The organism is Nocardia sp. NPDC060259, from assembly GCF_042728775.1.
Lineage (GTDB): Bacteria > Actinomycetota > Actinomycetes > Mycobacteriales > Mycobacteriaceae > Nocardia.
In genome coordinates, this window is record NZ_JBHXAY010000056.1 from 1 (window position 1) to 25165 (window position 25165).

20 protein-coding genes are annotated in these 25165 nt (G+C 66.4%); 17 read left to right on the forward strand and 3 right to left on the reverse strand.

All coding sequences use genetic code 11. The features are described 5' to 3' along the window. Nucleotides 1–105: 105 nt before the first annotated feature. The 8 genes from ACFWF2_RS20370 to ACFWF2_RS20405 all read left to right on the forward strand — a co-directional run bounded on the left by ACFWF2_RS20370 (nucleotide 106) and on the right by ACFWF2_RS20405 (nucleotide 7107). Nucleotides 106–1401, forward strand: coding sequence for an ABC transporter substrate-binding protein (locus tag ACFWF2_RS20370; protein WP_379308991.1), 1296 nt, complete (start codon nucleotides 106–108; stop codon nucleotides 1399–1401). Between the two features lie 44 nt (nucleotides 1402–1445). Further along, nucleotides 1446–2429 carry a sugar phosphate isomerase/epimerase family protein gene (locus ACFWF2_RS20375; RefSeq protein WP_379308992.1) on the forward strand — a complete coding sequence of 328 codons (984 nt, stop codon included), beginning with the start codon at nucleotides 1446–1448 and terminating at the stop codon, nucleotides 2427–2429. Continuing rightward, on the forward strand, nucleotides 2426–3337 hold the full coding sequence (locus ACFWF2_RS20380; RefSeq protein ID WP_379308993.1) for a carbohydrate ABC transporter permease: 912 nt from the start codon (nucleotides 2426–2428) through the stop codon (nucleotides 3335–3337). The genes ACFWF2_RS20375 and ACFWF2_RS20380 overlap by 4 nt, the downstream gene beginning before the upstream one ends. Next, nucleotides 3324–4139, forward strand: coding sequence for a carbohydrate ABC transporter permease (locus tag ACFWF2_RS20385; protein WP_379308994.1), 816 nt, complete (start codon nucleotides 3324–3326; stop codon nucleotides 4137–4139). Before ACFWF2_RS20380 ends, ACFWF2_RS20385 begins: the two co-directional genes overlap by 14 nt. Before the next feature lie 5 nt (nucleotides 4140–4144). Next, nucleotides 4145–5335 carry an ABC transporter ATP-binding protein gene (locus tag ACFWF2_RS20390; protein ID WP_379308995.1) on the forward strand — a complete coding sequence of 397 codons (1191 nt, stop codon included), beginning with the start codon at nucleotides 4145–4147 and terminating at the stop codon, nucleotides 5333–5335. Next, nucleotides 5310–6104 (forward strand): 5'/3'-nucleotidase SurE, encoded by a 795-nt coding sequence (locus ACFWF2_RS20395; RefSeq protein WP_379308996.1) that lies wholly within the window; start codon nucleotides 5310–5312, stop codon nucleotides 6102–6104. The genes ACFWF2_RS20390 and ACFWF2_RS20395 overlap by 26 nt, the downstream gene beginning before the upstream one ends. Nucleotides 6105–6313: 209 nt before the next feature. Beyond that, nucleotides 6314–6481 (forward strand): hypothetical protein, encoded by a 168-nt coding sequence (locus ACFWF2_RS20400; RefSeq protein ID WP_379308997.1) that lies wholly within the window; start codon nucleotides 6314–6316, stop codon nucleotides 6479–6481. Nucleotides 6482–6528: 47 nt separating this feature from the next. Then, nucleotides 6529–7107, forward strand: coding sequence for a hypothetical protein (locus tag ACFWF2_RS20405; RefSeq protein ID WP_379308998.1), 579 nt, complete (start codon nucleotides 6529–6531; stop codon nucleotides 7105–7107). A gap of 365 nt (nucleotides 7108–7472) precedes the next feature. Here ACFWF2_RS20405 and ACFWF2_RS20410 read toward each other — a convergent pair whose 3' ends face one another. Then, nucleotides 7473–8336, reverse strand: coding sequence for an SDR family NAD(P)-dependent oxidoreductase (locus ACFWF2_RS20410; protein ID WP_379308999.1), 864 nt, complete (start codon nucleotides 8334–8336; stop codon nucleotides 7473–7475). Nucleotides 8337–8437: 101 nt separating this feature from the next. On the opposite strand from ACFWF2_RS20410, the gene ACFWF2_RS20415 reads away from it, so the two are divergent. Further along, nucleotides 8438–9019, forward strand: a complete 582-nt coding sequence (locus tag ACFWF2_RS20415) for a CGNR zinc finger domain-containing protein (RefSeq protein ID WP_379309000.1) — start codon at nucleotides 8438–8440, stop codon at nucleotides 9017–9019. Nucleotides 9020–9062: 43 nt separating this feature from the next. Here ACFWF2_RS20415 and ACFWF2_RS20420 read toward each other — a convergent pair whose 3' ends face one another. After that, nucleotides 9063–10244 carry a GGDEF domain-containing protein gene (locus tag ACFWF2_RS20420; protein ID WP_379309001.1) on the reverse strand — a complete coding sequence of 394 codons (1182 nt, stop codon included), beginning with the start codon at nucleotides 10242–10244 and terminating at the stop codon, nucleotides 9063–9065. Between the two features lie 541 nt (nucleotides 10245–10785). On the opposite strand from ACFWF2_RS20420, the gene ACFWF2_RS20425 reads away from it, so the two are divergent. The 3 genes from ACFWF2_RS20425 to ACFWF2_RS20435 all read left to right on the forward strand — a co-directional run bounded on the left by ACFWF2_RS20425 (nucleotide 10786) and on the right by ACFWF2_RS20435 (nucleotide 13705). Continuing rightward, nucleotides 10786–11598: an SDR family oxidoreductase gene (locus tag ACFWF2_RS20425; protein ID WP_379309002.1), complete on the forward strand. Its 813-nt coding sequence runs from the start codon at nucleotides 10786–10788 to the stop codon at nucleotides 11596–11598. A gap of 89 nt (nucleotides 11599–11687) precedes the next feature. Next, nucleotides 11688–12830: an acyl-CoA dehydrogenase family protein gene (locus ACFWF2_RS20430; protein WP_379309003.1), complete on the forward strand. Its 1143-nt coding sequence runs from the start codon at nucleotides 11688–11690 to the stop codon at nucleotides 12828–12830. A 266-nt stretch (nucleotides 12831–13096) separates the two neighbouring features. Continuing rightward, entirely contained in the window at nucleotides 13097–13705 is a 609-nt protein-coding gene (locus tag ACFWF2_RS20435; RefSeq protein ID WP_379309004.1) for a TetR/AcrR family transcriptional regulator, read from the forward strand. On the opposite strand, the gene ACFWF2_RS20440 is transcribed toward ACFWF2_RS20435, so the two are convergent. Then, nucleotides 13662–14225 carry a PadR family transcriptional regulator gene (locus ACFWF2_RS20440; RefSeq protein WP_379309005.1) on the reverse strand — a complete coding sequence of 188 codons (564 nt, stop codon included), beginning with the start codon at nucleotides 14223–14225 and terminating at the stop codon, nucleotides 13662–13664. The genes ACFWF2_RS20435 and ACFWF2_RS20440 overlap by 44 nt on opposite strands. Nucleotides 14226–14765: 540 nt before the next feature. On the opposite strand from ACFWF2_RS20440, the gene ACFWF2_RS20445 reads away from it, so the two are divergent. The 5 genes from ACFWF2_RS20445 to ACFWF2_RS20465 all read left to right on the forward strand — a co-directional run bounded on the left by ACFWF2_RS20445 (nucleotide 14766) and on the right by ACFWF2_RS20465 (nucleotide 25095). Further along, nucleotides 14766–15557 (forward strand): enoyl-CoA hydratase-related protein, encoded by a 792-nt coding sequence (locus ACFWF2_RS20445; RefSeq protein ID WP_379309006.1) that lies wholly within the window; start codon nucleotides 14766–14768, stop codon nucleotides 15555–15557. Between the two features lie 610 nt (nucleotides 15558–16167). Next, nucleotides 16168–16662: a hypothetical protein gene (locus tag ACFWF2_RS20450; protein ID WP_379309007.1), complete on the forward strand. Its 495-nt coding sequence runs from the start codon at nucleotides 16168–16170 to the stop codon at nucleotides 16660–16662. A gap of 10 nt (nucleotides 16663–16672) precedes the next feature. After that, nucleotides 16673–19705: a CHAT domain-containing protein gene (locus tag ACFWF2_RS20455; protein ID WP_379309008.1), complete on the forward strand. Its 3033-nt coding sequence runs from the start codon at nucleotides 16673–16675 to the stop codon at nucleotides 19703–19705. Continuing rightward, nucleotides 19702–20610 carry an aminoglycoside phosphotransferase family protein gene (locus tag ACFWF2_RS20460; RefSeq protein ID WP_379309009.1) on the forward strand — a complete coding sequence of 303 codons (909 nt, stop codon included), beginning with the start codon at nucleotides 19702–19704 and terminating at the stop codon, nucleotides 20608–20610. Before ACFWF2_RS20455 ends, ACFWF2_RS20460 begins: the two co-directional genes overlap by 4 nt. A 351-nt stretch (nucleotides 20611–20961) precedes the next feature. After that, complete coding sequence (locus tag ACFWF2_RS20465; protein WP_379309010.1) at nucleotides 20962–25095, forward strand: SMI1/KNR4 family protein; 4134 nt, start codon at nucleotides 20962–20964, stop codon at nucleotides 25093–25095. Nucleotides 25096–25165: the final 70 nt, after the last annotated feature.

Genomic DNA, 25165 nt, shown 5'->3' on the forward strand with positions numbered 1-25165 from the left:
GGATCAATAACTGTTTTCGCATTGCCGCACACAACCGGCTGATGAAGACTTTGTTCGGAACTGCTGCCCGATTCATCTGCCCCATCCTCACGAAGAAAGCTTGCTATGAATTCGCACCGCCCCGACCGAAAGGCCGGATGGGGGATCGTGCTCGTCGCGGTCACCACGTTGCTCGCCGCCTGCGGCCAGAACAACTCGACTCCGGCGCCGGAGTCCGACGACCCGGTGACCATCACCTTCTTGTCCTACACCTACGGTCAGGCCAACCCGCTGGGCGACGGCATCGCGAAGCTGATCGACAACTTCCAGGCGGCCAACCCGAAGATCACGGTGAAGCCGCAGTCGGTCCCGACGTCCGACGCGCTGACCAAGCTGCAGGCAGGCGTCGTAGCGGGCGATCCGCCGGACGTCGCACAGATCGGCTGGAGCAAGGTCGCGCAGGCCTCGCAGACTTTGCCGCTGCGGTCCCTCGAGGACATCGCCGGTGCCGACGAGTGGAACAAGCACATGGCCGGGTACGTGCCGTCGGTGCTCGAAGCCACCCCGACCGCAGGCTCCAAGAAGCCTGTCGCGATGCCGTTCATGATGGCCACCCCGGTCATCTTCTACAACGCCGACCTGTTCAAGGCCGCGGGCCTTGACCCGGCGCAGCCACCCAAGACGATGGCCCAACTCGCGCAGGCCGCGCGGGCGATCAAGGACAAGACCGAGGCCCAGGGCGTGTACGTCTCGGCCGTCGACCCCGGCAAGTCCGACTACCTGACCCAGTCGCTGGTCAACAGCGCCGGCGGCGCCTTGGTCTCGGGCAGTGGTGAGGTCACCGTGGACTCCGCACCGGTGATCACCGCGCTGTCCGCCCTCCAGGACTTGACCAAGTCCGGCGTCCAGCCCGCGGTCGACTTTGCCTCGGCGCAGAGCGCTTTCAGCGCAGGCAAGCTCGGCATGCTGGTCACCACCGGTGGGGGCCTGCTCACCCTCGACCAGGCCGCCAAGGGCAAGTTCACTCTGCAGGTGGCACCGCTGCCCGGCTTCGACAACCTGCCGGCCCGACCCACCTTCTCCGGCTCCGGCCTGACGATCGTGGCCAAGGACGCCGCCAAGGCGAAGGCTTCGTGGAAGTTCGTGCAGTACCTGACCAATGACGACAGCTTCAAGCTGATCGCCTCGCAGATGGGCTACCTGCCGCTGCGCACCGCGGCCGCCTCCTCGGCCGACCCGCGCCTCGGCTCCGCCGTCGAGCAGATGGCCGACCTGGTTCCCTACACCGCCTTCCCCGGCAAGCAGTCCAACCAGGGCGTCGTAATCCTCCAGGACGAGGCAGTCGAGCCGATCGTCCTGCGCGGCGCCGACCCGGCGGCGACCCTGAAGGCCGCGGCGTCGAAGATCCGCGGACTCAACTAGTTCCGTAAGTCCACCGTTCGCCCATATCGAAGAGAGATAGACGGTTGTCACACCAGGTTTTCCTCGAAACGCCGCCGGCAGGCTCCGAAGGCGGTGATGTCGCGAACAAGATCGGACTGACGATCAACCCGTGGGCGGGCAAACAACTCCTGCGATCCGATTTCGACGAGATGCGCGCGTTCCTCGACGAGGCTGTGGTCGCCGGGTTCGGCTATGCCGAACTCGGCGGCTGCGGCTTGGGCGTCGTCATCGGCGGGCAGGTCCAGCCCGCCCGCATCGCCGCTCTGCGCGACGCGCTCGACGGCTGTCCGCTGCGGCTGACCCTGCACAGCTCCTGGCACGCCTCCGGGCGCACCGGCAACCTTCTCGACGCCACCTCGGCCTCGGCCCAGCAGCTGGGACTGCTGGCCGATCTCGAGATCGCCCAGGCGATCGGCGCCGAAGTGCTGGTCTATCACGCGGGCGTGCTGCCCAGCCTCTACAGCGACGGCGATGCCCTGCACGCCGGGATGGCGGCCGAACGCACGATGTTGCGCATCCTGGCCGACGACGCCGGCGCCAAGGGCGTCACGATCGCGATCGAGAACCGGGCGCCGTCCTCGGCCATCCTCACCCGCCGCTCCTACGGCATGCGGCTGGACATGGTTGCCGAGCAGGTCACCGAGATCGACCACCCCGCCGTGACGATGTGCCTGGACACCGGTCACGCCTTCCTGGCCGCGCGCTACCTGCGTTTCGACTTCCTCGACGCGGTCCGCGAGGTCGCCCCGGTCGTCGGTCACATCCACCTGCACGACAACTTCGGCCGGATGGCCCAGCAGCCCGACGCCAACCCCTACGAGCTCGAACTACTGGGCGAGGGCGATCTGCACCTGCCGCCGGGCTGGGGCACGATCCCGCTGGGCGAGGTCCTTGTCAACACCTTCCCGCTCGACCCGGCTGTCATCATCGAGATGCGACACACCCGGCACTACGCCGAGGCGCTCACGAAGACCCAGGACATGCTCGACAGGCGAGCCCGATCATGACGCTGTCGACCACGTTGCCCGCGCGCCGCGCGCCACGCACGGATTCGGCCATGGCGTGGCTGTACTTCTCGCCGACCATGATCTCGCTGATCGCCTGGGTCTACGGCCCGCTCGTGTTCACCGTGGTCCTGAGCTTCCTGAGCTGGGACCTGGTCGCGCCGGACATCGAGTGGAACGGCCTGTCGAACTACGAAACCCTGTTCACCGAGCCGGAATTCGGCAACGCGGCATGGAACACACTGAAGTACGCGCTGTTCGTGCTCCCGTTCGCGACCGTCGTCCCCTGCGCGCTGGCCATCGCCCTGTGGAAGCGTCCGGGCCGGATGAGCGAGTTCTATCGCATGCTGCTGTTCCTGCCGGTCGTCCTCGCGCCGGTGGCCAACGCGCTGTCCTGGCAGTTCATCCTCGACCCGTTGCACGGAATCCTGAACCGGCTCGTCGAGGCGGCTGGTGGGGAGCCGATCAACTGGCTCGGTGATACCGCGACCGCGCTGCCGACCGTCGTGGTCGTCACCGCGCCGAAGGTGATCGCGCTCAACACGCTGCTCTTCGGTGCCGCACTGGCCAGCCTCGACCGCCGCACCGTCGACGCCGCGCGCCTGGACGACGCCACCGAGGGCGAGATCACCCGATCGATCATCCTGCCCCAGCTGTGGCGGCCGCTGTTCCTGCTCGGCCTGCTGTCGATGGTGGTGGTCTGGCCGTGGCTGTTCACCAACATCGGGGTGCTGACCCGCGGCGGCCCGAGCGGCGCCACCGACAACGTGTACTACCGGCTCTACACCTACGGTTTCACGTTCTTCGATGCAGGCACCGCCTCCGCGGCGGCCATCGTCATCACCCTCGCCTTCGGGCTGCTGCTGACCGTCTACACCCTGATCTCGAGGAGACTCCGTGCGACGCGGTGATGCGCTGGGACGGCACCTGCTGCTGATCACCGCGATTGTCCTGATGTTGTTCCCCGTGGCGCTGGCGCTGGCCACGTCGTTCAAACCGGTGAACACGATCTTCGATCTCAATCCCCTCCCGATGCCGGCCAGCGTGGAGAACTACGACCTGGCGCTCGGCCGGTTCCCGATCGGCCGGTTGCTGGCCAACACCTTCGTGATGGCAGCGGGCGTCACCGTGGCGACAATGCTGGTCGCGCTGCCCGCGGCCTACGCGCTGGTGCGGTTCGACAACGCCCGCGGCCGGGGCATCGTGCTGGCCGTCATCGGCATCTCGCTGCTGGTTCCGCCGCAGGCGCTGATCATTCCGCAGTTCCTGATGACCGCCCGGCTCGGCTGGCAGGGCCACACCGTCGGTGTGATCATCCCGCAGCTCGGTGTCAGCGCCCTGGCGGTGCTGCTGCTGCGCGACCACATCCGCTCGATTCCACAGTCGCTGATCGGCGCTGCGGTACTCGAGGGCGCGTCGACGTGGGAGATCCTGCGGCACGTGGTGCTCGGCGTCCTGCGTCCGGCGCTGGGCGCGGTCGCGATCTTGTTGTTCATCAGCACGTGGAACGAATACCTGTGGCCACTGCTGGTGATGCCCGATCCGGAGGACACCACGATCCAGCCGGGTCTGGCGCTGTTCGTCGGGCCCGAGAGCGCCCAGTACGGCCCGATGCTCGCGGCCGCGATGCTGGCCTCGTTGCCGGTCGTCGTCATCTATGTCCTGGCGTCGCGGCGGATCGCGGATGCCTTCCTTCACTCAGGGGTGCGGTAATCCTCATGACCAGTCTCGCCACGACCGAAGCCCCCGCACCGAGGGGCGAGCACGACCTTTCCTCCGGCGTGCTGCTCGATGGGATCATCAAGCGTTACGACGACGACCGCCCCGCGCTCGACGTGGAGCAACTCCACATTCCCGGCCGGTCGCTGACCGTGCTGGTCGGCCCCTCCGGCTGCGGTAAGTCGACCGCGCTCGGCATCGTCTCCGGCCTACTCACCCCCGACGAGGGCCGCGTGCTGATCGAGGGCGCCGACGTCACCGGCACACCGCCCGGACGCCGTGGCGTCTCCATGGTGTTCCAGGACTTCGCGCTCTATCCCCACATGACCGTTGAACGCAACATCTCCTTCGGTCTGCGGCTCGAGGCCAAGCACCACCGCAAGGCCGGGCTCGACAAAGCCGAGATCGAACGTCGCGTCGCCCACGCCTGCGACAGCCTGGGCCTGAGCGAACTGCGCCACCGCCGCCCCGCCCAGCTCTCGGGCGGTCAGCGTCAGCGCGTAGGCCTGGCCCGCGCGATCGTGCGCCGGCCCCAGGTGCTGCTGCTCGACGAGCCGCTGTCCGCACTCGATGCTCAGCTGCGCCAGCAGGCCCGCGTCGAATTGGTGCGGCTGCACCGCGAACTCGGCAACACCGTCGTCCTGGTCACCCATGACCAGCTCGAGGCGCTGTCGATGGCCACCCACCTGGTTGTCATGAACAACGCCAAGATACTGCAGGTCGGCAGCCCCGCCGAGGTGTACCGACGTCCGCTGGACCTGTTCGTCGCGACGTTCCTGGGCAGCCCGCCGATGAACATCGCCGAGGTGACCCTCGACAAGGCCGGTGACGCCATCACCGCTCCGGGTCTGACCGCGCGGCCTGCCCGCCCGATTTCCGGGATCGCGGGCACGTTGAAGTTGGGCTGGCGGCCCGGCGACGGCCTGCTCGCGCACGACGCGCAGCCGGGCCGACCGGGTCTGCTCATCGACGGCGTCGTCGAGTTGGTCGAGTTCACCGGTGACTCGCTGGTCGTGCAGTGCGGTGGCGAGGCCGGCCGCTGGGCCGTGACGCTGCCGGCGACGGGCTCGGCGCCGGCGGTCGGAACCCCGCTCACCGTGCACGTCCCGGCCGATCGCCTGCACCTGTTCGTTCCGGAGACCGGTGCCCGAGTGGAGGCCGCCGATGCACCTGCTGATCACCAACGATGACGGCTACCGCGCGCCGGGTCTGCTGGCGTTGGCGGCCGCCGTCCGGATGCTCGGGCTGCCTGCGACGATCGTCGCCCCGAGCGTGCCGATGTCGGGTGCCGGGCAGTCCCGGCGCAGCGGAGTTCCGTTCGAGTGGGCGTGGGCCGAACCACTCGCCGGCATCCCGGCCATCCATCTCGGGTCCACCCCGTCGGCCTGCGTGGTCTTCGCATTGACCGCCGGGGTGGTGCCCCCGGTCGACCTGGCACTCAGTGGCGTCAACGCGGGCGAAAACCTCGGGGCCACACTGGGTGTCAGCGGCACGTTCGGCGCCGTGGCCGAAGCAGCGGCGCGCGGGATACCGGGTGTCGCGCTGTCACGGGAGTTCGGTGGCGCGTGGACCACGCCCGAGACGTGGGACTGGAGCTGGGTCGCCGACGCGTCGGCAAATATTCTCACCATTCTGCTGGCTGCCCGGTCGAGCTGGCTGACCGCCAACGTCAACCTCTCCGGCACCGACCGCGGTACCGACCCGGCCTACACCCGGCTCAGCCGCGAGCTCTACTACACCGACGGCTACGACGCCGGGACCGGCGCTATCGAGAGCCGGATCGGCTACCGCGCCGGGCATCTCGCGTCCGACGACGACATCACGGCCTTCGCCGAACAGCGGCGGACGAGCATCACCCTGACGGCTCCAGCCGGATTCCGCAACGCCGCGCTCCACCGGTATGGAACTCGGGACCCAACTGTCCCGGGCTCTGAATCTCGTTCCTGGCGGCGGCGCTGAGGTTCCGCGCGTCGAACGCCACCATCGCGATCGGGCTCGGCATCGGGCGGCTGGTGGTCCGGGCGCTCACAGCGTTGAGGGTTGAACCGGAACACGCCGTCATCGCGGGTCCGACCTTCGACGAGTGGCTCGAGCGACGTAAGCGCCAGCGCCGAAACGGGTATCAGCGCCACCTGGATACCCGGATCGGGTTCGGCGACGATGGACCGATGAGTGAAGTGGTCGACATGCGCTCGGTGCGCACCGAGCGCAGGGCGCATGTCGGTGCGTTCCTGAGGTCGCGCCGGGCCAAGATCGCGCCAGGGGATGTCGGGCTGCCGCCGGGACCGCGCAGGCGCACATCAGGGCTCGTGAACATGCCGGTGGTGGGGTCGTGAGCATGATCAGTACTGTTGTGCGACTTGAATTTACGGAAGGAGTCGGCATGCCCGCCTATATGCAGACGTCTGACGTCGTTCGTGCCGCGCTGACCGATGCCGCCGCAATCCTTGCGCCAGACCGATCGGATATCGTCCAGCTGTTGCGCCTGGTCCTGGATGAGCCGCAGACGTATCTGGACACCTATCCGGCCTCGGACTATCTGTGCTCCGACCAAGGCGATCTGGCCCGCAGCGGCCTACTCGACATGTTGCACGGCGACGAATTCGGCATCGGCCCGGCGTTGCTGGCACACTTCGACTGGAAGGACGACGTCGAAACAATCCAGCCCGCGCTGGAAGCCCTCGAATCGTGTCCCGATGGTCTGACGTGGGACTGGTATCCAGACTTCGCCTCTCAGACCGAAGAGAACTCCAGCCACACGGTCGAGATCGCGGAGGACTTCCGAGCTGAGACGGGTGACCGTTGTCTGGCGCTCGACGTGGCGCTGATCGCGATCCACGTCGGCGATTCATACCATCTGGGCTTCTGCCCGGCATCCCATGCCGAAAGGGTTGTCTCACTGCTTTGCCAAGCCGGTTACGACGGCGCGAACATCGAGCAGTCGACCGAGCGTGACTCCTGACGATCCAGGGCTGACGCGGCAGACCGCGCAGGTACCGGGTGCGGTTCGGGCGGAACTGGCTGCCGATTACTCACCGGCGTCAAGAGTTCCGTTCCCCCTTCGCCGACGCGTCGGTCGACCGGGGTTGCTCGGCAATCGATCGCCGGCTCGAAACGCGAAAGTGTGAGAAACGGGCAACCACGTCAAATCTGCGGGCACAGGAAGCCCCCTCCGACCGAGGTCAGAGGGGGCTTTTGCCTGTCGGTCTGACGCTGAGCCCATGTCCCTCAACCCGGCGGATGACCAGGGCCCGCGGCCCGTTCATCCGTTCTTCGCCGACCACGTCGGCACCCTGCAACAGCGGTGCGAGCCACTGCGGAAGTTGTCTATCCGGTGTGGACGTGAGCGATGGGCGCGGCGTCGACCAGGTTCGTGATGGTGGCCCATTTGTCGAGTTCGGCGAGGCGTGCGGTGAGCGCGGTGCGCATACTGTCGGCGCCGGCGATGCCCAGGGCGAGGCGGCGGGGTGGGTTGTCGTCGGCCACGGCTGTGCGGATGCCGGCGGCCACGCGATCGACGCCGGAGAACGCCGACGCCGGCAGTGCTTGGATCGCCTGCTGTAGGACGCGCACCGTCTGGTCGTAGTCGGCGTGGGTTGCTGTAGCCGCGTCGAGGTTGGCCAGGAAAGGTGTTGCGGTGAGGCCGGGCTCAACGAGAGTCACGTGGATCCCGAGTGGCGCCACTTCGGCTGCGAGCGCGTCGGAGAGTCCTTCGACGGCGTACTTGGTGGCTGCGAGCAGCCCGACGCCGGGATCTGCGGTCTGGCCGTAGTAGGACGAGCCCTGCAGGATGTGCCCGGACCGCTGGCCCCGCAGCACCGGCAGTGTCGCGCGCAGCACGTTGAGGACGCCGAAGACGTTGGTATCGAAGATTGCCCGTGCCTGCCCGTCGGCTGCTTCCTCGACCGCCCCGAAGAGTCCGTAGCCGGCAAGGTTGGCGACGATGTCGATGCGGCCGAAGCGAGCCACGCTCTGCTCGACCGCCTTCGCGACGGCTACCTCGTCGCGCACGTCTGCCTCGACCGCGAGCAGTCGGTCGTGTTCTCCCAAGTCACCAAGGGTTTCGGTGCGTCGCGCCACAGCAACCACAGCTTCTCCGGCTTCCAGCGCCTGAACTGCGAGCTCGCGTCCGATACCTGAGGAGGCGCCGGTGATGAACCAGATCGGCGGGGTGTTTCTTGCATTCGTCATGTTGTGAGCATAAGCGGTTAGCTAACAACATTGCAAGCGGTTTCAGTGCAGGTGTTGTGATCAACCGGGTTAGCCGCTTGTCGTGTTGGTATCGTGGGGGAGTGGAGGCTACACAGGAGGCACCGAAGTGGAGCGACGATGCCGCTGCTCTGGTGGTGCAGTTCGTCAACACCAGAGCCGACGGCGCGGGGCGCGTCGAGGTCTTCGGCACGGCTTCGGGATTCGCGGACTGGGCGATCGAGCAGGGCCTGCTCGATGCCGCCATCGTGGTGACCGACTCCGACGCGGCGGCCGCGCGTGAGCTTCGCGACGCGCTGGTCACGGTGCTGCTGACACACGCGGGTGATCCAGATATCGGTGACGCCCGGGTCGCCGAGGCGGAACGGTATCTGCGGCAGGCCGGCGTTCGCTATCCGCTCACAACGGTCATCACCGCGGAAACGGCGCAGCTCCTCGCCGGATCGACCGGTGTCCCCGGCGCTTTGGGTGCCGTTCTCGCCGCGGTGACCGAGACGGCGCAGCGCGGCGACTGGATGCGGATCAAGGCATGCTGCAATCCGCCGTGCCACTTCGGCTTCATCGATCGCACCCGCAACCGGGCGGCACGCTACTGCAGCCCCGGATGCGGATCGCAGGTGTCGATGCGCGCTCTTCGGCAGCGCCGCAAGCAAGCCGGCTCCTGAACAACCGCGCTTCTGCCAGCTCGTGGGTGCCGGAAATCGGTTGCTACCTGTGGTGGTTCGGAGTCGGGTGGTGATGATTCGGCGGCGACGTGAGGTCGTCGACCACCACCAGGTTCCCGCCGGATTGTTTGGCCCGGTACATCGCCGCGTCGGCGGATTGCAGCATCCGGTCCGGAGTCGGGCGTGGACACTGCGGGCAGATTCTTGTGTCGAAGACCGCCACGCCGACGCTCGCGGTAACCACCACAGCGGTCTCCGGCGGTTCGGCGACCACTCGGCACAGCCGTTCGGCCTCGATTCGAGCGGCCGCTGCGGCGATTGGGGCGGCCACTACGAATTCCTCTCCGCCGGTGCGTGCCACCACTGCCAGCTCCCCGGCGGCGTCGCGCAAGCGGCGCGCGGTTCGTTCCAGGACGGTGTCGCCGATACCGTGGCCCCAGGTGTCGTTGACGTTCTTGAACCGGTCGAGGTCGAAACAGATGACACAGATCGCGGGACTGCGGTCCATCAGTTGCGGCAGCCGGTTCTCCAGACCTCGGCGGTTGAGCAGTTCGGTCAGTGGGTCCGACAGCGACTCGTTGCGTAGAAGCCAATAGAGGAGCTGGTACGCGGGCATCGCGCCGGCCACCGACGCGAGGAGGAGCGCGACTGCGAGTGCCAGGTGGACATCGCCGCCGCCGGTGGCGATGCGCACCGACAACACCAGTACCGACAGCACCGACCAGGCCGAGTGCACGGCCAGTGCCCGCGCAGTGTGAAAGAAGCTCAGGTAGCTGCCGGTGACCAGGAGAAGTACCGTGCCCATCGCCCCGAACAGCCGATCCTGCAGCTGGAGGAATTCGACTGTGAACAGCACGTCGGCACAGGCGATCAGCACCAGCGACTCGGTTTTGCTCGGCCACGGCAGCAGCCACCAGCGCGCTGCCCAGAGTGCCCCCGACAGCACTCCGATCATCGAAGCGATGCCGGGATCGCCGGGCGGACCTACCGGGGTTCCCGTGATCACCGCGCCCATCGCCGCGATCACCGCTCCCGCGCTGCCGATCAGCAACTTGAGCGGTCCCAGCGCTGATCGCGCCGACAGGGTGCTGACCAGCCACCGGTAGTCGACCGGGTCCTTCCACCAGGCGCGCAGCGTCTTGCCGTCCTTCGTTGCACGGCCCTTGGTCCCCGGCCGTGTTGCCGACTGCCGTCTGTGAGAAATCCAGAAATCCCACCAGCTCATCGGCAGTAGTCTAGGTCGGCCCCGTTCATGCCCGACGTGTGCGTCTGTGTCGCGGCCCACTGCGGGCTTGTCGCCCAGTCTTGGGGCAGGTCGCCGAATGCCTCACGGTTACAACGAGTTTGGGACGTCCGGATCGGTCGTCGACCGACACAGGCTTGATGCAAGAGATCGACGTGCCGGCTCCGCACAGCTTTTAGTCACTGGTCATCGGCATCGCCCAGGCGCGCGCAGATGATCAACCGCTATCTCTCGGTCGCCGTTAGATCCTTGGCTCGCGGCGATTCGTACGGCGCGCGATGAAGCGGATGCTGGGCTCCACTCCCGTCCTGAGCTGATCACCCACCGGGGTAGGGGCATGGACGATAGCTCACCCGGGCGACGACCCCTTTGAAGGGCTGCAGTGGCTCACGTCACATTAATTATGCAACTTATTGCACAAAGACTTGTTGAGATCTACGCTCTGATCGCAGCCTTCAGCCGTCCCGCGTCCGGCGGTGACGCTCTCCGACCTGCTTCCGTTCGACACTTATAGAGAGACTTCATGGACATCCAGTTCGATTTCACCGGCAAGACGGCCGTCATCTTCGGCGGCACCACCGGTATCAATTTCGGAATAGCCGAGGCCTTCGCTTCCCGCGGTGCGGCGGTCGCCGTGGTCAGCCGCAAACCCACGAACGTCGAGGCCGCAGTCGAGAAGCTCAACGCCTACGGAGTACCGGTCAGCGGCTTTGTCGCCGATGTGCGCGACATGGAAGCCGTACAGGACGTTTTCGTTGCGATCCGCGAAGAGTGGGGCGCCATCGATGTGCTGGTTTCGGGTGCCGCCGGAAACTTTCTCGCCGAGGCCTCCGCGCTGTCGTCGAACGGGTTCAAGGTGGTCGTCGATATCGACCTCAACGGCACCTTCCACGTGATGCGCGCGGGCCTGGACTACCTCGCGTCCGGCGCCTCGGTCATCAACATCACCGCTCCCCAGGCGTGGATCCCGGTTCGCTACCAGGCCCATGTCTGCGCGGCCAAGGCCGGCGTCGACCAACTGACTCGGGTGCTGGCTTTGGAATGGGGGGCGAAAGGGATTCGGGTCAACGCTATTGCTCCGGGGCCGATCGCCGGCACGGAGGGGATCGCCCGGCTCACACCCCACGACGACGACGGCACCGCCGTGACGACGGTTCCACTCGGCAGACTGGGCACGAAGGACGATATTGCTGCTCTGGCGATGTTCTTGTCCTCCTCGGCCGCGCGCTTTATCTCGGGAGCGATCATCCCGTGCGATGGCGGCGGTTCGGGAGAGAGCGTTCTGCAGATTCAGGAAGCGGGCCGCTTTCTGGCTGCATCTGCCACGCCTCGCTAAATCGCTTCTGCGCAAACATCTTCCGCCTCGAGCCTGCGCGGGCCGCGGTTTTGCGGTACCCAGTTGTGCTCTTCGACTCCAGGATTGACATGAAACGGCTCATCTTCGACACCGAACACAATGACTTCCGCGAACTCGTGCGCACGTTCCTCGCCAAGGAAGTTCTGCCGCATTACCCGCAGTGGGAAAAGGACGGCGTGGTTTCCCGCGAGGTGTGGCTTGCCGCGGGACGACATGGTTTGCTTGGCCTGTCGGCGCCGGAAGAATACGGCGGCGGCGGGACAACCGACTTTCGGTACAGCGCCATCATCGCGGAGGAACTGTCGTCGGCGGGCGTGCCAGGGCTTGCTCTGGGCCTGCACAATGACATGGTCGGCTCGTACCTCATCGGCCTGAGCACCGAAGAGCAGAAGCAGCGCTGGCTTCCGGGCTTCTGCAGTGGCGAGAAGATCGGCGCTATCGCCATGACCGAGCCCGGCGGTGGCTCCGACCTGCAGGGCATCAACACTCACGCCGAAGACCGCGGCGATCACTGGATCCTCAACGGTTCCAAAACGTTCATCTCCAACGGATACCTCGCCGATCTGATCGTCGTCGTCGCGAAGACCACCCCCGATGGCGGTTCGCGGGGACTGTCCCTGCTCGTCGTCGAACGGGGCATGAAAGGGTTCGAACGGGGACGCAACCTCGACAAACTCGGCCAGAAGGCGCAAGACACCGCCGAGCTGTTCTTCAACGATGTCGTTGTGCCCAAGGAGAATCTGCTGGGCGAACTCAATGGGGCGTTCCTGCATCTGGTGACCAACCTGGCCACCGAGCGCCTGCACATCGCTGCAGCAGGAATCGCGGTAGCCGAGCATCTGCTCGACATCACCAAGGGCTACGTGAAGGAGCGTGAAGCGTTCGGGCGCCCGCTGGCCAAACTTCAGCACGTGCGCTTCGAGATCGCCGAGATGGCCACCGAATGCGCGGTCACCCGTGCATTCATCGACCGCTGCATCGTCGAGCATTCCGCGGGTCAGCTCGACGCGGTCCACGCTTCGATGGCCAAGTGGTGGGCGACCGAACTGCAGAAGCGTGTCGCGGATCGCTGCCTGCAGCTGCACGGCGGCTACGGATACATGAACGAATACCCGGTGGCCAAGGCCTTCGTCGATGGCCGTGTCCAGACCATTTACGGCGGAGCCACCGAGATCATGAAGGAGATCATCGGCCGCTCCCTGCTGGCCTGAGCTCTCACCCGTCGCGTCTACACGCGTCACAAACCTGGCGGCAACCAGCCGCCGGGACGGTTCACCGGTCCGAGTAGTCCTTGCACAAGCCCGTCGGACCGGTGAACTGGTCCACCCACAATTGAGACAACCATGACTGCAGACGATCTTTGCACGCCCTACCTCGCGATACTCGTCCGACTCATATCCGGGAGCGTTCGGCGATGACGAGAACGTGGGATCCGCAGGTACGGAGATACACACGCGCGGCCCGGCGATCACAGCTTGTGGAGCAAGCCGGGGCGATCTTCGTGGCCAACGGCTATCGGGCGACGAGCATGAGCGATCTCGCGCGAGGAAGCAACATAGCCAAGCCGACGCTGTATACCGAGTTCTCCGGAAAACTCGAGCTGTACCTGACGGTGCTGCAAGGTGCGATGGATGTGCTGGCAGCGACAGTTGACACTGCACTGCACTCGGCAGAAGGCAGGCGTGAACGGATCGAGGCGCTGGTCACAGCCCTGTTCGAGTTGACCGATACCGACAGCCGCGCGATTCTGGTAATCCGGCCAGACGACACGGGTGAGCCGTCCGTCGAACTCCGCATCCGTCGTATGTTGAGTACGTGTGCCGCCACAATCGGTCGGGCCCTCGGGCCTGAGAGTTCCTCGGCCGCGGCACAGATGCTGGCAATGACTCTTCTCACGCTGGTGCCCAGGTGTGCTCAGGATTGGGTGAATGCGGGGCGCCCGATCTCTCGTGAAGAGGCGATCGACACGATAAACATGTTGTGCTGGAACGGCATAGGTGATGCTCTGCGGGCATGCACGGACACCGCGGGAGTCACTTCGATCAGGCCCTCGCAGAGGCAGAGTGCTCCAGCATTCCGTCGATGACAGCGAGCGCTTCCTGGCACCACTGCACCCAGGTACGTTCCAAGCCGATTCCTCCCTTCAGCACTAGATGTCTGAGGGCGGCGGCATCGTTGTCGATGGTGGCGAAATCGCGGCCTTCGATGGCCTCGTACTCGGAGTGGAGGCGTTCATGCACCTCCAGGTGATGAGCGATCACGGCTCGCACACCGCTCAGGTCGCCGACGACCGCTGCGGCGCGTACACGCACAATCAGTGGCTCACGCAGGTGAACGGGCTCGTCGATCTCGCTCACCCAGTCACGCAGATTCGACCTGCCTGCGTCAGTGATAGCGAAACGCTTGGGCTGCCCGCGTTCGGCGCGCTCGGGCTGGGGAACTTCACAAATCAACTCGGCAGTGCTGAGGCGGTCCAACTCGCGGTAGATCTGCTGGTGCGAGGCTGCCCAGAAAGCCCCGTAAAGACGGTCGAAGCGCTTGGCCAGCTCGAAACCGCTCGCCTCCCGCTCAGCCAGCGCAGTCAAAATTGCGAACCGTAGTGCCATGCAACGATGCTAGTCGGCGTCGATGGCCCGCTCGGCGCCCCGCTTGCCGGGAGTGGTGTGAGAGTCGGAGTTGAAGCTCCAGATGCCCACGCGATCGCCCTGCGATACACCGTGTTCTCTCAAAGCACCGGCAAAGCGCGCGACTCGGACTTCTCGGAAGATCCGCGCTTTGCGCACCGAAGACCGCCATCACTCCATCGGGCTGCTGCTGGACTGCGCGGTGCCGGCCCCTGAGTCGGATACATCGTCAAACCTCCAGGTCATGCCTTCGAAAACTTGGGTTGTCGTGCTCTGCAATGGACTTCAGTAGTGCCCCGGCGGGGAGGGCTGGCAGGCATGTCGACTCAGTAATGTGACCACGGACACAAGGATTGTGCAACTTATTGCATAAACTTGTAGGTGTGGCTTAGCGTGGGGCCACCCACGGTCACAGCGTGTGTAGCGCAGCGCTATCGCCCAGTGGCGACACCGCCCCCAGAAGTTTGTGGCGATGGGTGGCCGAACCGACCGTGGCCATCATCCGAGAGGACCCGATTTCGAATGAACAGCAACTCGCTGGTCGACGTGCAGTCCCATGCGGCTGTGACGTCTATTCGCATCAACCGACCCGGGAACGCGAACAGTCTCGACACCGCCACCCGAACCGAGCTGGGTGCCGCACTGCAGGCCGCATCCACGGACCCTGGCGTGAGAGCGGTGGTGATCACCGGAACCGGGTCGGCATTCTGTGCCGGACAGGACCTGCGTGAACTGCAGCAGCCCGCAGAGGAAGAAAGGCCGCTGGGTGAGCTGGTGCGGGAAAACTACAATCCGCTCGTCCGCATGATCGCGACCATGCCCAAGCCTGTCATCGCCGCGGTCAACGGTACCGCCGCGGGCGCCGGACTGGCCCTGGCGCTGGCGGCAGATCTCCGCATCGCCACCGCTTCTGCGCGATTCACCAGTGCCTTCGCCGGAATCGGGCTGTCCTGTGATACGGGAATGTCGTGGACCCTGCCACGCGCAGTGGGTAACGCGACGGCCTTGGACCTGCTGCTGCGGCCCCGGGTGGTCGATGCGAAAGAAGCCCTTGCGCTTGGCCTGGTCCATCAAGTGATCGCCGACGAGGAGTTCGCTGCTTCGGTCTCCTCGATCGCGGCACTGATGTCGGCCGGCCCGACTCGAGCGTTCGCCTCCATCAAAGCCTCTGTCGCCTATGCCGCCACCGCGACATTCGAGGAAGCCCTGGACTTCGAAGCGGTGCAGATGACGCACACCGGTGTCACTCGTGACCACAAGAATGGTGTGAAGGCGTTCCTGTCCAAACAGATTCCCGACTTCCTCGGACACTGACGGACCGGCGGGGGCAGCGTCAGTTCAGAGTTGGTCGTCGCCCGCACTTGCCGCGGTCGTAGACGGGCACGGCGGCAGCAGCCACTTCGTGGTGGCGACCAGGTCGCTCGCCCGAGTGGTCGAACTCATCGTGGACGGCCTCACCAGGATCGCCATCGAATGACGTATCACGCTGCTGCCGGTCGCTGACTGGCTCGACGCATGGCGCGGCATGGGAGACGAAGCGCCGGGTTCCGCCGGCCGGATCGGCGACAGCTGCCGACACGGGGGTCCACGCCGCGCCGGAGCCACGAACTGCGCATCAGCGACAGGTGCGCGAATCCATCGAAGGCTCCTATTCGTTCGACTGCCCAACACGAACGGGGTTGCGTCGCCGTCGGTTTGAAGATCTGGCTCCCCAATTTTAGGCCTTGCCTTGCGTGAAGCGGCACTAGACTAGTTCCATGGTGAGAAGGTCGGATGGAGGGAACACCATGCCGGATCCTGAGGAGAACACAACAGCCGAGGACAGCCCCAGGGAACCGACGACCGACAAATCCTGGCTCGAGCTAGAGAACGTGCGTGGCGATACAGAACCCGACGCGGCCCACGCTCCCCGCGGCCGATTCGGGTGAGCGATCAGGGCAAGACCTACGCCGCCTTCATCGAAGGTGAGCTCAAGACGGAACGAGAACGGCGATCGGCGTATGACGCTCGCGGACAGGTCATCGTCACCAGTTCGGGCGCACTGGTCACCCTGCTGGGTCGGCTCGCCGCTCTGGTGAAGTCCTCCACTGTGGCGACGTTCCCGGCGCCGGTCGTGATCGCTGTGGGCGTCGCGTTGGCGCTGTTCGTCGGCGCCGCAGCATGTGGCATCGTCGCGGGCTGGAACAAGTACTACGCTGCCGCGACCGCTTCGACTCTGGCCCGGATGATAGGGGAGCACTGGACCGACGACGAGGTCGATGCCCGTAACAATGTCGCCGCCGTGCAAGTGCGGACAGTGGACACCTTGCGCCGCGCCAACGCCTTCAAGGCCAGGTGGGTCGGTATCGGCCTGATCGTGCAGGTATCGGCGCTGGTGGCGTCGGGCGTCGCGGCCGGGTTCGTGATCGCCAACCTGTGAACAAGGCAATATGATGCGCCGACGACATAGCGGGGGAGAAACGTTCGAAAAGTTGCTGGCGCGAGTAGATCAACGGCTGTTGCGACATCAGCACACCGAGGATCCGGAGCTGGTACTCGGCGCCGATGCGGTCGCCGACGCGGACGCGCTGTTCCAGGCGGTCCAGCCCGCCCTCGAGGATCGCGGTCTCCCGGATGGGAACGCGCGAATCCTGTCGGCCTTCCACTCCCTTGGCTGGCTACACTTCGCTCGGTTCCGTGCGCTGCCCGATCACCCGGTCACGGAGATGGCCAGGTCGCTGATCTTTCTTCTACCGCTGGGCAAATACCCAGACCTGATCCCGGAGGTGTGGCGCGACGTGGCCGCAGCCCGAAGCCCGGCCGACGCTCGGGCTCAGGCGCGGCTCGGGGCCGAACTGCTGGCGAAGGCGGACGGCTCGCTCGATGAGCCGCTCCTGACGGCGAGCCTGATGCTGCTGATGGCGTCCGCGGACGCACTTGCTGCCGGAACCGCCGAACACACCTCCTGCCTGTCCGACCTCGGTCTGGCCTTCCGGATACGATTCGAGAGGTTCGGTGAGACGGCTGATTTGGCGAAAGCCATCACCCTCGGCGAACAGGTGGTGGCGCTGTCCGCCAGCGATCCGGAACTGGCCGAGGGACTTTCTCGCCTCGGCAACGCCTACGGCCGCCGCTATATTCACGCTACCGACACCGACGACCTCAACCGCGCGATTGCCTTGCACGAACGGGCGCGTGCGCTGGGTGACGAGGCTAAACCGAGTCCCTCGGTGCTGTTCAACCTCAGCAACGGGTACCTGAACCGCTACGAACTCAACGGTGTGACCGCCGATCTCGAGCACGCTCTCGCACTGGTTGAACAGGGATTGGAAATCGTTTCGGCCGACGATTCCCGGTTCCCGGCGTTTCAGTACAGCCTGGGCCGCATGTGTCAGAGGCGCTATGAACGCACCGGTGTGCTGGGCGATATCGACCGGGCCATAGCGGCTGGGGAACAGGCGGTGACAGCTACTCCAGCCGGTCACAGCAACCTGGCCGGGCGGTTGTCCACGCTCAGCGGCGCGTATCGCCGCCGGTATGAGCGCACCAGGAGCGCCACAGACCTGGGGCGCGCGGTCGAACTCAGCGAGCAGGCAGTGCTCATCACCCCGGAATGGAGTGCCGATCTGCCCGTATTCCTGTCCAATCTGGGGGTCGCCTACCGCCGCCAGTACGAGCGGGACCGGGATCCGGACACGATCGAGCGCGCGGTCCGGGCCGGTGAGCGAGCTGTGGCTTCCTTGCCCGAAAGCCATACCGACCAGGCCATTCTGCTGACCAATCTCAGCCTGGCCCATCGGCTACGGGCCGAACACCACGGCACGGGCGCACTGTTCCAGCAGGCCGTCGCGGCCGGGGAAAAGGCCCTGGCCGCGACTCCGGACGGTCATCCCGACGTGGCTATGCACCTGTCCAACCTGGCCCGCGCCTATCTCTCACGCGGACGCTGGGCTGGGCGGGTTCCTATTCGCAGGCTGGCCCGGCGGCTTCGTAAGGCGAATATGGCCAAGGTCGCCCCGCCCCTGGCATTGGTGCGGGCGGGGTGGACGGTCGGTGTGCTGGCTTACAGCAGACGGAAGCGGGCGGCGGCAACGGAGCTATTGGATGTCGCGGTCGCCATGCTGCACTCTCTCGTGCCGAAGGAAGCCGCGTGGCAGGACCAGGAGTTCGGTGCCGGGCAACATCTCGGCTTGGTCGGGGACGCGATCGCCGCACATTGCGCAATCGGTGATCCGGTGGGTGCGCTGGAGACGGCCGAGCTGGGGCGAGGTGTAGTACTGGCCGCGCGGATGGACTCGCGCACTGACCTGACCGACCTGGCGGTCGCGCATCCGGATCTCGCCGAACAGTTCCGCCAGGTCCGCAACCGGCTGAACGCTCCGAGTGCCTCGACTGAGCCGCTGCGGGAGTCCTGGGCCGAGTACGACCGGTTGCTCGCACAGATCCGCGGGATCGACCGCTTCGCAGGGTTTCTCGGTCCGCCTCGGTTCGCCGATCTGCGCGCTGCTGCTGCTGGTGGCCCGGTCATTCTGCTGAACGCGGGCAACGATCGCAGTGACGCGATCATCCTCACCGCCGACGGTTCACCTCGGCTGCTGCCGCTGCCGTACCTGTCGCTCGAGGACGTTCTGGCCTACAGTGCGATCCTGGCCGGGCCCGCTGCGGACCGGCGGGACACGCTCCCGCTCATTTTGGGCTGGCTGTGGTGGGCGGCGGTCGAACCGGTTCTGGATGCTCTCGCGCCAGCGCCCGGAACTCGGGTGTGGTGGCTGCCCACCGGTCTGCTCGGCCTGTTCCCGCTGCATGCCGCAGGGATCGCTGGCAGGCCCGGTGCCCTGGATCGGGTGGTGTCGTCCTACACGCCGACTTTGCGTGCGCTCATCCACGCTCGGGCGCGCGCACGAGCGCAGGTCCGCCGCCAGCTCACAGTCGCCCTCGCCAGTACACCGGGCCTGCCCGATTTACGTACCGCCAGCAGCGAAGCCGAGACCGTGCACCGATCCGGGACGAAGCTCGTCAACGAGCAAGCCACGGTCGCCGAGGTGCTGGCGAGCTTGTCCAAGTCGACCTGGGCACACTTCGCCTGCCACGCCACCGCGGACCTCTCTGCACCGTCCAACAGCGGCCTGCACCTGTACGACGGCGCCTTGTCGATCCCCCAGATCAGCCAACTCCAGCTGGAGCAAGCCGAACTGGCCTACCTATCCGCCTGCTCGACCGCTAACCGCGGATGGCTGGCTGACGAGGCCGTCAATCTGGCCGCGGCCTGCCAGCTGGCAGGGTACCGACACGTGGTGGCCAGCCTGTGGCCGCTGAACGACGCCATAGCCGCCATCGCGGCCCGTGGCTTCTATGCCACCGTATCCACCGACGACGGCGCCGTGAACGCCGCAGCCGCGCTGCACAAAGTGATCTGCGACCTGCGCGCTGTCCATCCGGACCGCCCGGACCTGTGGGCGCCGCTCATCCACACCGGTCCGTGACGACATTCGAACGAACACCAGCCATCGACCTGGACGTCGCCACGGTCGCCGGGCTCGTCGCCGAACAATTCCCCCGATGGAAAGACCTGCCGCTGAACGCCGTCGAGTCGGCGGGCACCGACAACGCGATCTATCGCCTCGGAGCGGACAAGGCCGTTCGTCTGCCGCGCCTGCCCTCGGCGGTTGGCCAGGTGGACAAGGAACAGAAATGGTTGCCCCGGCTGGCTCCGCGCCTTCCGCTGGCCGTTCCGGTTCCGCTCGGCCGCGGCGAGCCGGGGACGGACTACCCGTGGGAATGGTCGATCTATCGATGGCTGGACGGGCAGAGCCTCGGATCGGGGAGACTCGGCGACCCACGCGGTGTGGCGACCGACTTGGGTGCGTTCATCACCGCGCTGCGATCGATCGACAGCGCCGGCGGGCCCGAGCCCGGTGCGCACAATTTCTTCCGCGGCGTCGCGCTCGCCGCGCGCGACCGCTCCACCCGCGAGGCGATCGCCGCCGTGACCGACGAACTCGACGCCCACGCGGTCACCGCGGCCTGGCAAAGCGCACTGGACGCGGCCCCGTGGTCGAGCCCCGGCGTCTGGATCCACGGCGACCTGTCGTCGGGAAATTTGCTCTTCGATGGCGACCGGCTCACCGGCGTCATCGATTTCGGCGGTCTCGCGGTCGGTGATCCCGCCTGTGATCTGAGCGTGGCGTGGGAGCTGTTCGATGCCGACACCCGTTGGATCTTCCGCTCGGCGGCGCGGATCGATGACGCCTCCTGGGACCGCGGTCGGGGATGGGCGCTGTCGATCGCGCTGATCCAGTTGCCGTACTACCGGTCGTCCAACCCGGTGGTCGCGGCACGGGCCCGGCATGTGATCGGTGTGGTCCTCGCCGATCACGACAACCCGTAGCTCGGCGCGGGTAAACCGTTCCCCGATTCTCGCCATCAACGAATTCAGCTCGGCCACAGCCCGATCCGACAACGCCACATGACAGATCTACCAGCACCGGATCACCGGAGTGCAGTTGCGGTATCAGCGCAGTTCCCGGACGACGAGGTGGGCATCGGCCTCGGCCAGTGTGACGGCCCGTACCAGGGAAGCGGGGGCCGTTCTTGTCACAGCCGCGCAGTAGCCTGCCGAACCAAACGATCATTCGTCTGGACGGTTCGCCTCGCCGCCTGTCAGCGGCCGCCGAGCCACTCTCGGACACGACCCGTCTTTTCCACCGGTACAGCAACATTTCGATATCAGGAAGAATCTATGGACCCGCACCTGTCCGCCAGCCGCTACTTCGGCGTTCCCGTACCCGTTCGCGTGGCCGACGCCATGGACGATCAGCTGCTCGAGTATTGGGTGGGTGATCGCGGCTCGCTCGTGGACGCCCACCTGGCGATCAACTACCCGTACTTCGGCGCGATCGACAAATCGCTGAGCGGCTTCGTCGTTCTCGACGACGAGGGAGACGATTACACGCTGTTGGACCTGCGCGGCAGCGGACGGGTGTGGTGGCAGGATCACGAAACCCGGGAACTGGAGCTGTGGTTCGACTCTTTCGACGACTGGTCGGCCTTCCTGGTCGAGCTCGAGCGCGCCGAGGCGAACGACGAGGACGAGCGTTCGAAGTTCGATATCCGAGACTCATTCCGTCCGTCGTCATCCGCCGCGGATACCGGGCCGACCCCGACCAGCGCGGAACTGGCGCAACGCTGCCAGTGGCTGGTATGGCTGCTGGCTCAGCCGCTGCTGCGCGACGGAAAGCCCATGCAGTCCGCCGAGGAGCTGGCCTCCAGCGCCGCCGGGCATTTCGCACATCGGTGGAGCGATATCGATGCCCGGAAGGTGCTCGAGGTGGAATTGCCGCTGCTGCATCGGGATCCGCATCTGGCCATCTACTGGCTGCTGCATACCAGTCTGCTCGCACAGGACGACGAACGCGCCCGCGTACTCGACGAGATCGCCCGTGCCCAGGAGCGTCCCGAACTGCTGGACGCCTTCGTCGATATCTTCGGCACGCTGGGGATCGACGGCGATGTGCCGTCCGTGCCGGATTTCCGCATCCGCCGCTCGCTCCTACAGCAGTACGTCGCTTCCGATGACGAGGCGCTGGCGAGGGCCGCGCTGACGAGCCTGGAGATGGCCCCGGAGCACGAGCCGCTCAGCCGGGCGAGCTGGATCGTCCACGGGCTGAACAGCGGAACGCTCACCACCGAGGCGGTGATGGCCGCCCTGAGCCGCATGCCCGTCACGGCGGGTACGGCACTGCTGCGCGCCGACACGGATCGGCGGGCTGGGCGCGACCACAGCCCGGCCGCCGACACCCTCGTGCGTCTGCTGCCCGCCTCCACCTGCGCGTGGTCGACCCGAGTGTGGGCGCTGTCCACCGCATTGCCGCTGGTACGCGACGGCGCTGCGCTCGCCGAGGCGGCGCGGGAGCTGCTCGCCAAGGACCCGTACAGCAGGGCGTGCCTGACCGCCTTGCGGCGGTCACACGAACTGTGCGCGGCCGAGCCTGTGCTGACCCGTGCGGAGCTCGACCACCGCTGGGAACACGCGGAGGCATCGTCGGCCTACCTGGAGCGGCTGCGCGATGCTGACGGTGACCCCGCCGTGATCCTGGCGGATATCGACAGCGAGCTGAGCGAGGTTGTCGCACAACGTGTTCTGCTGTGCGCGGACATCGCCGAATCGCCCGCCGAGGTGATCGAGTGGGCGCTGGGCATCATTCTGGACGGTGAGCGCCCCGATCGCGCCGCACTGGCCGCCACCGGTCTCCAACTGCTGCCCGCCGAGACTCGCGCCCGCGTTGTCCAGGGGCTTCGGGTGGACTCCCCGGACAGCGTCCTCGTCCCTGTGCTCATCCGGCTGCTCGAGCACACAGTGGAGCCCGATGCCTCCGACATCCTCGGCGAGATGTACAACGACGACCTGAAGAAGGCCGTCTGCCTCGCGCTGGCTCCGGTGGCGCATCACCCGCCGATCTTCGACGAACTGCTGCGGCTGGCGGCACTTCCTGCACCGACCAGCACGGTCGAGGCCCTGTGGGAGCAGCTGTTCGATTCGAGCGAGGAGCGGTGTGTGCTGCGGCGGGTGTCGCCGGAGCAAGCCGTGCGGGCCGCCGTCGCCATGATCGACACCGTACTGACGCATCCCGGAATCGCCGCGCGCAATGCGGCGGGCCATCAGCTGTACCGCTTCCGGCACGCGGGTGCACAGGACTACCTCATCGAGGCGCTCGACGACTACGGACGTCGCTATGCCGACTCCAACCCGGCGAACAGTCCCGTACTCAGCCATGGGCAGACGGTGGACGGTCAGCTCGAGGATGTGGTCGCCAACCTGTATTCAGCTGTGCGAAAACTGGATTCCGACATCGCGCACGCGGCACTGATCGAACGGCTGTTCACCGAACGACGCAGCATCTGGCGCATGGGAAACGCCCTCGGCGAGATCTTCTCGGCCGAGGTGCACCGGGATGTCATGCGGCGGTTGCGCGATCGGCGTGACGCCCGCGCCGCGGCGCACTACGCCAATGCCCTCGCCGATCACGTCGCGCAGCGGTGGCCCCAGGTGGAATTGCTGCGCGAGATCAGCGGCTGGCCCACACCCTCGGACGAGACCGAGCAGCGGGTGTTCAAGTACGCGCTGTCCACCGGCATCCTGGCGGCGCTGGAGGCCGATGACTTCGACCTGGTCCGAACCGCCTACGCGAGTAGAGAATCCATTGCCGCTGCGGCGGTCGGACCCGACAGCCTGTCCCGTGGGCGGGACTGGACCGATCCGCTCGACGCGGACGACCCGCGGACGCGGTTGGCCGAAGTGCTGTCGGGGGATGCCGATTCGGCGCGGCGCGCCCTGCTCGACAAGGGCGAGCGGGCGCGTGCGGCGGGTCGGCCGCTCACCCGAATCGGTGACGACGACCTCGGCGCCCTGGCGGGCACCAGCCTGCGGCGACGTCTGCTCGCCGACCGGGCCACGGGGGAGGTGTGGTTCCTCGATTCGGAGCGAGATGTCTACGCCTTCGACGGTTTCGGCATGGTCGACACCCCCTTTCGGGCGAGCCCGATCAGCCATGACGGTATGCGGGATTTCATCGGCGAGGTGGACGAGCAATCCGAGCGCTCGCTCCTGTGGACGGGTTCAGGCAACGAATTCGTCGAACTGGTGCGCTATCTCGATCGCATCGTGTACCGGTGGGGCGTGAACAACGGCCGCTTCGACACGGTCGGTCTCACCTTCCCCGACCATGCCGCCGCCGAAAATGCCTTCGCCCGAATGAAAGCCACCTGCGCGGCGGCGAAGTACACCGAATCCGACCCGTGGTATCTGCCCGGCCGGGCGGCGATCATGCGCACCTTCCGCGGCGGGCCCGATGCCACCACCGAGCGCCTGATGGCCTTCGACCAGCTCCGGTTCGCCGTGGACCCGGCCGCCGAGGCTGCCCACGAACGCCGGGAGCTGGAGCTGTATCGCGACGGCGCCACACTGTCCTGCCTGGAGTGGGTGACCTGGGATGGTTATCGGGTACGTGAAGAACTGACCGTCGCCGAATGGGTCCGCGCCCGCATCCGCGAGGACAATCAGGACCCCGCCTGGCATGTCGCCGCCCTCGGCGAGATCGCGGAATATCTGGCGGCACAGGGTTTCACCGCGTATTCGACCGGTCTGGACAGGTTCGGGGTGGAGATCGGCCCGCCGGCTGCGCCGGAGGATATCGACGGCCTCGAAGCCGAACTCGGGGCGCCGCTGCCCGAGAGCCTGCGCACGCTGTGGCAGCGCATCGGCCACGCCGAATGGCACTTCGGAGAGACCGGTCTGCGCCTGCTCGGCCCCGCCGAGGTACGGCGGGAACAAGTCCGCATGCGCAAGCTCGGGGAGCAGTACACAGCCACGTTGCGCGGTGAGCGCCAGCAAAAGTGGAACCCCGTACTGTCTGCCATGAACGTGCTGGTGGTGGGCCTCGACGGCACGGTCGACACCGTGTTCTCCGATGTATCACCCGATTCCGACGGCCGGGTCTTCGCTCACCCGGCTAAACATCCGGCCGATGCGTGCTGGGAGCGGTCGTTGTCGTGGATCTTTGCGACCTCGTTCCTGAGCCAATTCTCCTATCACCTCGAACAGGCCGCGCCCGAAACAATGATGCTCTTCGGCGGCCAGCGGCGCGGCCCCCATCTCACCCGCCGGTACTTCGAGGCGACCGGGCCGCACGGCACCAAGTTCTGGGAGATCGTCACCGATCCGGGCCTCGACATCGTCGCTACCCGGCACGGTAGGGAGGGCACCGTGGGGACCGTCGGCGCCAAGCGTTACGCCGACGCGGCCAAGGCGGCCGCGCAGGCAGCGAAAGCGATTGCCGCCAAACAGAAGAGCGGCTATCGGGAGACCGCTGGCTGACGCGCGGTCACATCGCCAACGCGGCGCGTGCTGGATGGGTGTCGGCGATGTGGGCGCAGCGTGCCGCGAG